Genomic DNA, 8,538 nt, shown 5'->3' on the forward strand with positions numbered 1-8,538 from the left:
ACCGAAGAACTGGGCACCCACATCATCGAAGAGACCGTCGACCTGTAGGACAACGCGCCCCGCGCGTGCCGGACCGGTTGACCAGCTGGACAGACACCGGGACCGCTCGACGAACGCTCGCCTTCACCACGCGAGGCGAGCGTTTGTCGTCGCCTTCTCCGCCAGGTCCGGTATCACCTTCCCAGCGAGCGGGCTCTTACGGCCGTCGAGGCTTGCGTCTTCACTACTCTCACGCCCATCCTCGCGCCGCCCGCTAGATGCCGTAGCGCGCGGCGATGGCGTCGACACGGTCGAGCAGGTCATCGAGCTCGTCGAGAACCACCTTGTCGCGCCAGCGGGCGGCGATTCCGCGGTCGAACCATCCCTCGTCCAGGTCCGGCCCGCGGCCGGGTGCGGGCGGTGCGAGCAGGTGGCCGGTGGCGATCTCGGCGATCGCCGATGGCGGGAGCGGGTCGAGCTCGCCGATGAATCCGTGCGCCAGGCCGCGATCATCGAACCCGCACAGCAGCGGCTGACCCGCATACTCGGCGAGAAATGGTTGCGGCACAAACATTTCCGCGACCGAATCGTCGGTGCCATCGGCGGCCGCGACGTCGGTGAGCAGCTTCTCGAGGTGGATGTGGCCGGTAGCGGCCGGGGCGTGGGCTAGGACGCCGGCCCAGCGGGAGAAGGTGCGGACCGGGCAGGCCGGGCCGCCGGTCGCGGGCAGCTCGAGCAGCGGCTGGGAGCCGATGGTGACCGTCTGCGGGGTGAGGGCGATCTCGGACTGGGTCAGGCTCGAAATCTGGTGCCAGGACAGGCCTTCGGTGGCCAGCAGCAGGATCACCGCGTCGCGGCGGCCGGTCAGCGCGTCGGGCCAGCCGGTGACCGGCAGCCCGGCGATGAGCGAATCGGCGTGCACACGGAGCTCGTGCAGGCGTTGCGCGCGCCCGGGATTCAGGGCGCGGCGCACGGCCTCGGCGGCCCCGGGCTGCGGCATCTTCGTGGCCTTGTGGGCAGCGTTGAGGGCGGTGACACGGCCGCGTTGGGTGGCCGGGGTGCCGGGGTGTTCGGCGAGGTAGGTCAGCACGGTATCGGCGCGGGCGGGCAGCGCGGTCAGGTCGGCGGCGGCCGCCCAGCGGGCGAACTGCCGCCACTCGCGGGCCTGCTCGCCACGCAGGCCCGGAATCGTGATCACGGCAAGGGAATTGCTGGTGACGTGCATGTATTCGGCAGCTACACTCTTCGGTTCAGTGCGGCGGTCGCCGGCGGGTGTCATCAGTGTCCTGGGTGTAGTCGCAGATCATTGTGTCGGCGTGCGGTGCCGGTACGTCGGCACCGTTTACCTCGGCATCGGTCCGAGTTCCTGCCAAGCACCGCGCTCGCAGGGCGGTCAGCGCCCGCGCCGGTGAGCCGGTATCAGTGACCAGAGCGCGCGCCCGGCTGCCCTTCGGGCTACGCAAGCGTAGCGGGCGGAACTTCTCTGGCGAACCCGGAGGTGCAGGCCGATGCCGAGTAGTGTCGGTAACTCCTGCGACAGCGGCGGCCTCGGCCGCACCGCCGAGACTCCCTCCACCCGGCAGGTCGGTTACCGTGTCCCTGCGGTGGTGGGTCGTGCCAGGTGCGTGAGAGACAACAGGACGAGCGCTACGGCGGGGATGACGCCGGCGAGCACCAGTGCCGTTCGGGGGCCGTAGTGCTCGTTGATGGCGCCGAGCAGCGGGCCGCCGAGAGCGGCGCCGCCGGTGTCCATCATGAGGTAGACAGCCATCACCCGGCCGCGGTGCGCGGGGCCGGCGGCAAGTTGCACGGCGGCATTGGCCGAGGCAAACAGTTGCGTGCCGACAATGCCGATCGCGAGCAGAGTGCACGCGAGACCCCACGATGTCGGCATCGCGGCGGCAAGCAGGTAGATACCCGCCAGCACGAACCCGGTCCATGTCAGTTCGCGCACGGTGGCGCGGGCGCGCCCGGCACCGAGCAGCGCGCCGATCACGGAGCCGAGCGCGAGTGTGGAGGTCAGCAGCGCATAACCGGCGGGACCGGCCTCGGCTGTGCGGGCGTAGGTCGCCAATGTGACTGGCAGATTGAGGGTGAACACGACGAACACGCTGGCCAACGCCATCGGCCGCCAGATCTGGGGCCGCCGCAGCATTGCGCGCACCCCACCCGGCGCAACCGTGGCAGCACCCACCGCCGAGCCCTGTGCCGCCGGGGGCGGGAGCTGGGTAGCGTCGATACGGGTGAGGGCGATCAGTGGGGCTGCGAAGGACACGGCGTTGACGGCGAAGGCCCAGCCCGGACCGACGGTGGTGATCAACACCCCCGACAGTGCCGGACCGGCGAAACTGCCGAGATAGAACGCCGAGAACGAGAGGCTGACCGCGCTGTGGATCTGGCCGGGCCCGACCAGATCGGTGGCGAACGCACTGCGCACCGGTTTCTCGATCGCGGCGATGGTGCCCAGCGCGGCCGCCAAAAGCTGAACATGCCAGGCGGTGACATGGTGGGTGAGGGTGAGTCCCGCCAGGATCGTGGCCAGCAGTGCCGCCGCGATTTGGGTGGCCTGCAACACATGCCGCCGTGGATAGCGGTCGGCGATCTGCCCTCCGAGAAGACCGAAGACCAGCATCGGCGCCCACTGCAGAGCAGTGGTCACCCCGACCGCGGTGGCGCTGCCGGTGAGATCGAGCACCAGCCAGTCCTGCGCGATCCGCTGCACCCACAACCCCGTGGTCACCACCACCTGACCGAGCAGAAACAACCGGAAATTCCGGGAGCCCAGCGCCGCGAACCGGGCCCTACGCGCAGTCGTGGTGTCGGTCGCAGTGCGGGGGTGCGGGGAATTGGTTGGGGTGCGGGGAAACTCGGGTCTGTCGACCGCCCTGGTCACGACGAAGCACCTCTCTCGTTGACTGGTGTGTGCCTCTATCCTCGGAGAACCCCCACTAATTTCGAAAGTGAATTGATCAAATAATTCTCATTGCGAACTATGATGAATAAGCGCAGGATGAGCAGCGTGATGTTTCCTCCGGAGCAGGTGCGGACGTTTCTGGCTGTGGCGCAATCGTTGAACTTCACCCAGGCCGCCGCCTCCTTGGGACTTGGGCAGCCGACGGTGAGTCAGCACATCCGCAAGCTCGAGCAGGCGGTCGGCCGGCCGCTGCTGGTCCGTGACACCCGCAGCGTCGTCTTGACCCTCGACGGGGAGGCGATGGTCGGCTTCGCCCGCACGATCCTCGCCGCCCACTCCCAGGCGGCGAACTACTTCACCGGTGGTGGGCTGCGGGGCCGGTTGCGATTCGGGGTGACCGACGATCTCGCGTTAACGCAGGTGCCGCGGATCCTGCGCGACTTCCGGCATCTCAACCCTTGTGTCACTCTGGATCTGACGGTGTCCCAAGGGGTTCAGTTGCAACGCCGAATCGAATCCGGCCACGTCGATATCGCCTTCCTCAAAACCCCCGCCGGAGAGGGAAAGGGCCGGCTGGTACGCCGGGACCGGCTGGTCTGGGCCGCCGCCGAGGGCACCGGCCTGCGCTGGGACGAGGGCAAGTTCGTACCGCTGATCGTGTGGCAGGCACCCAGCCCCAGCCGTGCACTGGCCGTGCAAGCCTTGGAGCAAGCAGGTATCAAGCACCGCGTGGTCTGCATCGCGCGCGGAATCAACGCCGTGCTCGCCGCCACCCGCGCCGGCCTCGGTATCGCAATCTTCGCCCGCAGCCTGCTGCCCGCCGACCTGATCGAACTTCCCGGGACCGCCGGACTGCCCGAGCTCGGTGAACTCGACCTCGTCCTGCTCACCAACCCACGCGCCCCCGCCGAACCCGTGGACGCGTTGACCACGGCAATCCTCGCCCACACCAAACCCGTCCGACCCACCCACGACACCCCACACCGGCCAACGGCACCATAAGAGCCGGGATCGACCATCACAGGCGAGACAATCATCACCCACGCGAAGCCGTGCAAACCCTGTCAGCGCGGTTCTTCCCGCACAAACCGCTCTTCGTCACTGGCGTGCACGTCCGCCGTCTTCAGCCGTGTGGCCAGCAGCGTCTCCACTCGCTCGATCACGGTATCTGCGGACTGACCTCTCCTGAATCCCACGGCATCGAGGATCTCGAGCACGGCGACCACCGTCTTCCGCGATGGCCTGGGATGGCCTGGGATGGCCCATGGTCGCGAGGACCGCGCCGGGAACGTCGGGCTCGCCGACGTTGCATGCCGCGAGGGCAACACGCACAAGCGTTTGCTGCCCCAGCGACATCTTCGACTTGCCGCCCGCCATTTGCCGAGCCTAGCCACCGAACAGATCGGGAACGACCGAGTCGCCCGGTAGTTCTTCAGGTAGTTCCTCAGGTAGTCTGGTCTGGTGGCGATCACCTGGTTCTGGGCGATCTTGAAGATGCTCGATCGCTACGGGGTCGACCCCGATGACATGTTCGACGTGATCAACGCATGGATGACCGCGACTCGGCCGGTGTGGTTCCGAACCGCGACCGACCCGGCTACCGGGCTGACAACGTTCGTCATCTGAGGCCGCGCCTAGAGCGGCACCGTGACCGCCGTCTATGCCCGCCCCAAGGGGCACGACAGCGAGGTATACCCCGCCCGGTACCTCACCGCTGACCAGATCGCCGAATTCGAGAAATGGGAGGCGACCGACAATGATGACTGACCCATTCGATGACATGACCCCCGACGAGGTGGCCGCGATGGTGGACCGCTTGGAGTTCACCGGCGAAGAGGTGACCGAAGCCGACCTCGGGATCACCGTCGGCCCAGAAGCAGAATCCCTGATCGTGCCGCGCTCGATCAAAATGCCTTACGACCTCGACCAGGCATGCAAAGCGCGCGCCGAGACGCTTGGCCTGTCGCGGTCGGCCTACATCCGATCCCTGATCGAACGCGATCTGGCCGAGGCCGGAACCGGTGAACAGCGGCCTGCATGGGTGCGGGAACTCCTCGCTGTCATCGCCAATCACGAACACGATCGCAAGGCATCCTGACTACGGGGCGGCCGTCGCCATCCGCTGCCGCCGTCGCGAAGCGACGGCTTCGCGGTCCGTCACGGTCGCAATCGCCACTTCGGAGATTCGTCGGGTTGTCCGGTGGCTGATAACGGCCGAATAGTGGCTAACGGGTTAGGCCGGCCTATGAAGATGAACGTCGCATCGATCGTCGCCGCCGCGATACTGTCATTAAGGAGGCCATCGTCGTGTTCGGTGTATATCCAGGCTCCAACATTAAGTGTGTAAGTATTGCCTGGTCGCATAACCCACGCCAATTCGATCAGGTCACCAATGCCGAATCCATCGGCGCCATGGAATTTTAGTTCACCACTGCTAGACCGCGCCCGCCACCGTTTGATGAACGCCGCGCTCGGCCAGCAGGGGCACCAGTTCGGTGGTCTGATGTGCGCCGTCGACGATATATCCTCCGCATCGCGCATGCCTGGCCGTACTCGCGCGCTGAGCGCGACGTCCTGCGGATCAGCTTGGTCTCTGCCGATCGTCGCCTCGGCCGCCGCGGTCGGGCTCGTCACCGCGGCGGCATGTGTACTCGAGCTGGACCGCCCCGGCCGCGATGACGTCGACGCGGTCGAGCAGGTCGTCAAGCTCGTCGTTGCCGGCTTTCATCCGCCAGCGGGCGGCGATCCCGCGCTCGTACACAGTCGGGTGTCGGGGTCGGGACCCGCGCCTGGCCGCGGTAGGGACAGCAGGTGGGCGGTGACGTTTGAGGCCGCCGTCCTCATGTAGCGACACGCCGAAAATCCGGCATGATAGTCCACTTTCTGGACCACCTCGTCGAGCACGTCGGTCTGTCGGCGAATTCGTCACCGCCATCTACGGAAGGGCTTGAGCCACACGACCTATGAGGGCAATAGATGCCCGCCCTCCGACCCCCTAGCCGTACAACAGCCCGATGCCCGAGCCCGGTCATCGGCTGCTCTTCTTGCCGGGCGCACACCCCCGAGCGAAGGCCAGAGGGAACCCAGGGGTTATCTCTCTACCGTTGTCTGCCGATCGAGCCGGTTTTGGTTATGTGGGTGTGGGTGGCTCGGCGGCGGGGTGCATGACGGCGTGCCACCACGATTCGAGCCGACTCGGCTCCGGCCAGCGCACCACCGGCACATCGTCATCGGAATCGCGGGTGATGGTGGGTGCGGTCGTATGCCGTTTTCCCGGCCGGCGAGCGGGTTTTTCACCGCGTGGTTCGCGTGGGGTTGCTGTCATGGCGCACCTCCGAATCCCTGCCCGACGCCCGGTCCCGCCGGGCGGGCTGGATTCGCAACTCGCGGCGGCGGTGTACGCCGAGGTCGACCGCGCGCAAGGAATGCCACGAACGCCCAGGGCCAAATGCCGAGGGGTCTGCGCCACCACCGAGGGGCCGACGTGCGCCAGCGTAGACGTTCAAGGTCAACGGCAGGCTACGTTCGAGCTGATTCGCGGGTTCTGCGCCTCGAGGTCGAACTCGGCGGGCGCAGTCTGGCGCACCCGCTGTGGACCACGTACCGATCCGACGGGGAGGGTGAACGGTCGAGGTGATCGAAGGTATGCGTCCTGCCCATATCCCCGGAGCTGGGTGAAGCGCACCCGCATCCCGGCGCGATAATCCGATTATGGGTTCTCCTGCCGAGCTGCCTGCGGAATCGCTGGTGGCGAGATCGAGCCGACCACCAAAATGCTTCTGGCACACAAACATCCCGACGACCGCGACAAGGTCGCCGATACGATCACCCGCTCGGTGATGTTGGGTGAGCCGTTCTCGAGCCGTCACCGGTTCATCGATACCCACGGTGTCGAGCATCAGGTGATGCTGGTCGCCCGCATCCTCGACCAGGGGCACGCGGTCGGCACCGCGGGCTTCTACATCGACCTCGCGGGCACCCTAATACGTGCCGAGCACGACGCCCTCGAGGCGTGGATACCGGAGGTGGTCGAAGCGCGGGCGGTGACCGAGCGGGCCAAGGGTGTGTTGATGCGCAAGATGCGCATGTACCGCATCAGCGACGAGCAGGCGTTCAAGCTGCTGGTGTGGCGGTCGCAGGAAACCAACACCAAGCTCCGCGCCCTGGCCGAACAGCTACTCCGTCAGCTGCCCACCGTGCCACCGGCCGAGCCCGGCACGGTGTCGGCGTTCGACCACATCCTGCTCACCCCGCACGAGCGCATCCCCCGCTGACCACACCGGAGGGACAAGGGTCCCGCCCCCAGCGTCAGAGGTGTGAACGTGGGGCGCGACCCCCGTATCGGCCCAGCCGTCGGGACTGTGCGCTACGTCTACGTTCTCAGCGCATACCAACAGGTCTGCCTTCGCAACCGGTCGGTGCCCGATCGTGGCCGAACGATGACGAGGTCGTTACCGGCTCTCCCCGCTCGGACGAATTCTCTTCGGCCGCAATCGATTCTGCTGCGCTCCGCCCCGGCGGCAGGCTGGTATAGATCGATCCGCCGAGCCCGCCGCCCGAGCGTGACCTTGGCCGGGCCGGGGGTCGTGTGACGCGACAGCGCCGTCAGGAGAGTCCCTGACGGCACTGGACCATGGTGCGGATCGCGGCCATTGCGAGCCACACATGGCAGGTCAGCGAACCAGGGAGGTAGTTGTTTCGCTGACCTGCGACAAGAGTAACGCCGGTCACACCTCGCCGACCGGAATGAGTCATCAATCGGAACCTTTGCTCACATCAGGGGAAGATCACCCACCGGGCAACCGGAGGGGGTCCATGAACTCACCTGAATCCGCGGTGCCGCGCCGCCAGAATGCGGCCCCGCCCGGCCTGCGGACGGAGGCAGAACCGGGCGGGGTGTGCATATCTCAACCAGCAGGTACCCGACCATGGCCGCGGCCATTGCCGGATGACCCCCGACCATGGTAAGTGCGCGACTGTCCACCGGTCCCCCGCCACGCCGCGCCGGAAGGGACCTGCCGCTACAGCCACAGCTCGGCGTCTGAGGGATGCCGGCCGGCGCGATACGACAAACGCTGTGCAAAGCTTTCCGTCCACGCAGCCGTCTCCGGTTCCTCAGTGAACCCGGGTAGGGTGCGCGCCGTCCCTCCTCGGGCCGCCGGCACGGCTGTCCTGAATCGCGCCGCCCGGTCGGGCCTGCAACGCCAGCAACCGCACTCCCCAGCAGACGTAGGCCTCCACGCTCATCCCCACGCACTCTGCAGCATCGTTCAACGTGGCCGACAAGCCACTTCGGACGCGGCCCCACCCGGCCGAGGTGTTCGGAAAACGATCGCAGGACCTCCAATCAACAATCGACGCATACGGATTTACCTCGTCTTCGCCTGCCTCTCAGGGGTACCCTGCCGACGCAGTATTCGGCACTCTGGGCTCTGCGAGCCGGTGCCGACCACCAGCCGAGGGCGCCACCGCGGCGGAAAGCACGACTTAGAACTCCTAACAGAATGGGGCTGGTGGGGGGAATGATGCGGGATCGGTTGGTGTTCTTGTTGTGTCGCCTGTGACTGGAGGTATACGACGGCACAACGAAGGCCCTGGGAGATCGACGACCGGTTGTGGAAGCGCATCGAGCCCCTGCTGCCGGT

8 protein-coding genes are annotated in these 8,538 nt (G+C 66.8%); 4 read left to right on the forward strand and 4 right to left on the reverse strand.

The window, feature by feature from the left end; translation table 11 throughout:
* Positions 1-253: 253 nt before the first annotated feature.
* Together ACWEKS_RS48160 and ACWEKS_RS48165 are read right to left on the reverse strand one after the other, a co-directional pair.
* Complete coding sequence (locus tag ACWEKS_RS48160) at positions 254-1,204, reverse strand: hypothetical protein (protein ID WP_452346404.1); 951 nt, start codon at positions 1,202-1,204, stop codon at positions 254-256.
* Positions 1,205-1,567: 363 nt separating this feature from the next.
* The gene (locus ACWEKS_RS48165; protein WP_452346405.1) at positions 1,568-2,872 is read right to left on the reverse strand and encodes an MFS transporter; all 1,305 of its coding nucleotides are present in this window, start codon (positions 2,870-2,872) and stop codon (positions 1,568-1,570) included.
* 129 nt (positions 2,873-3,001) lie between these two features.
* Between ACWEKS_RS48165 and ACWEKS_RS48170 the strand changes: the two genes are divergently transcribed.
* Complete coding sequence (locus ACWEKS_RS48170; protein WP_452346411.1) at positions 3,002-3,895, forward strand: LysR substrate-binding domain-containing protein; 894 nt, start codon at positions 3,002-3,004, stop codon at positions 3,893-3,895.
* A gap of 62 nt (positions 3,896-3,957) precedes the next feature.
* On the opposite strand, the gene ACWEKS_RS48175 is transcribed toward ACWEKS_RS48170, so the two are convergent.
* The gene (locus tag ACWEKS_RS48175; RefSeq protein WP_452346406.1) at positions 3,958-4,110 is read right to left on the reverse strand and encodes a hypothetical protein; all 153 of its coding nucleotides are present in this window, start codon (positions 4,108-4,110) and stop codon (positions 3,958-3,960) included.
* A gap of 244 nt (positions 4,111-4,354) precedes the next feature.
* Here ACWEKS_RS48175 and ACWEKS_RS48180 point away from each other — a divergent pair, with 244 nt between their 5' ends.
* The gene (locus tag ACWEKS_RS48180; RefSeq protein WP_452346407.1) at positions 4,355-4,519 is read left to right on the forward strand and encodes a hypothetical protein; all 165 of its coding nucleotides are present in this window, start codon (positions 4,355-4,357) and stop codon (positions 4,517-4,519) included.
* Positions 4,520-4,673: 154 nt separating this feature from the next.
* Positions 4,674-4,991, forward strand: a complete 318-nt coding sequence (locus ACWEKS_RS48185) for a hypothetical protein (protein WP_452346408.1) — start codon at positions 4,674-4,676, stop codon at positions 4,989-4,991.
* Positions 4,992-5,474: 483 nt separating this feature from the next.
* Here the strand turns inward: ACWEKS_RS48185 and ACWEKS_RS48190 are convergent, their stop codons facing one another.
* Complete coding sequence (locus ACWEKS_RS48190; protein WP_452346409.1) at positions 5,475-5,654, reverse strand: hypothetical protein; 180 nt, start codon at positions 5,652-5,654, stop codon at positions 5,475-5,477.
* Positions 5,655-6,666: 1,012 nt separating this feature from the next.
* On the opposite strand from ACWEKS_RS48190, the gene ACWEKS_RS48195 reads away from it, so the two are divergent.
* Entirely contained in the window at positions 6,667-7,167 is a 501-nt protein-coding gene (locus ACWEKS_RS48195; protein WP_452346410.1) for an ANTAR domain-containing protein, read from the forward strand.
* Positions 7,168-8,538: the final 1,371 nt, after the last annotated feature.

It is taken from the genome of Nocardia sp. NPDC004711 (genome assembly GCF_053601595.1).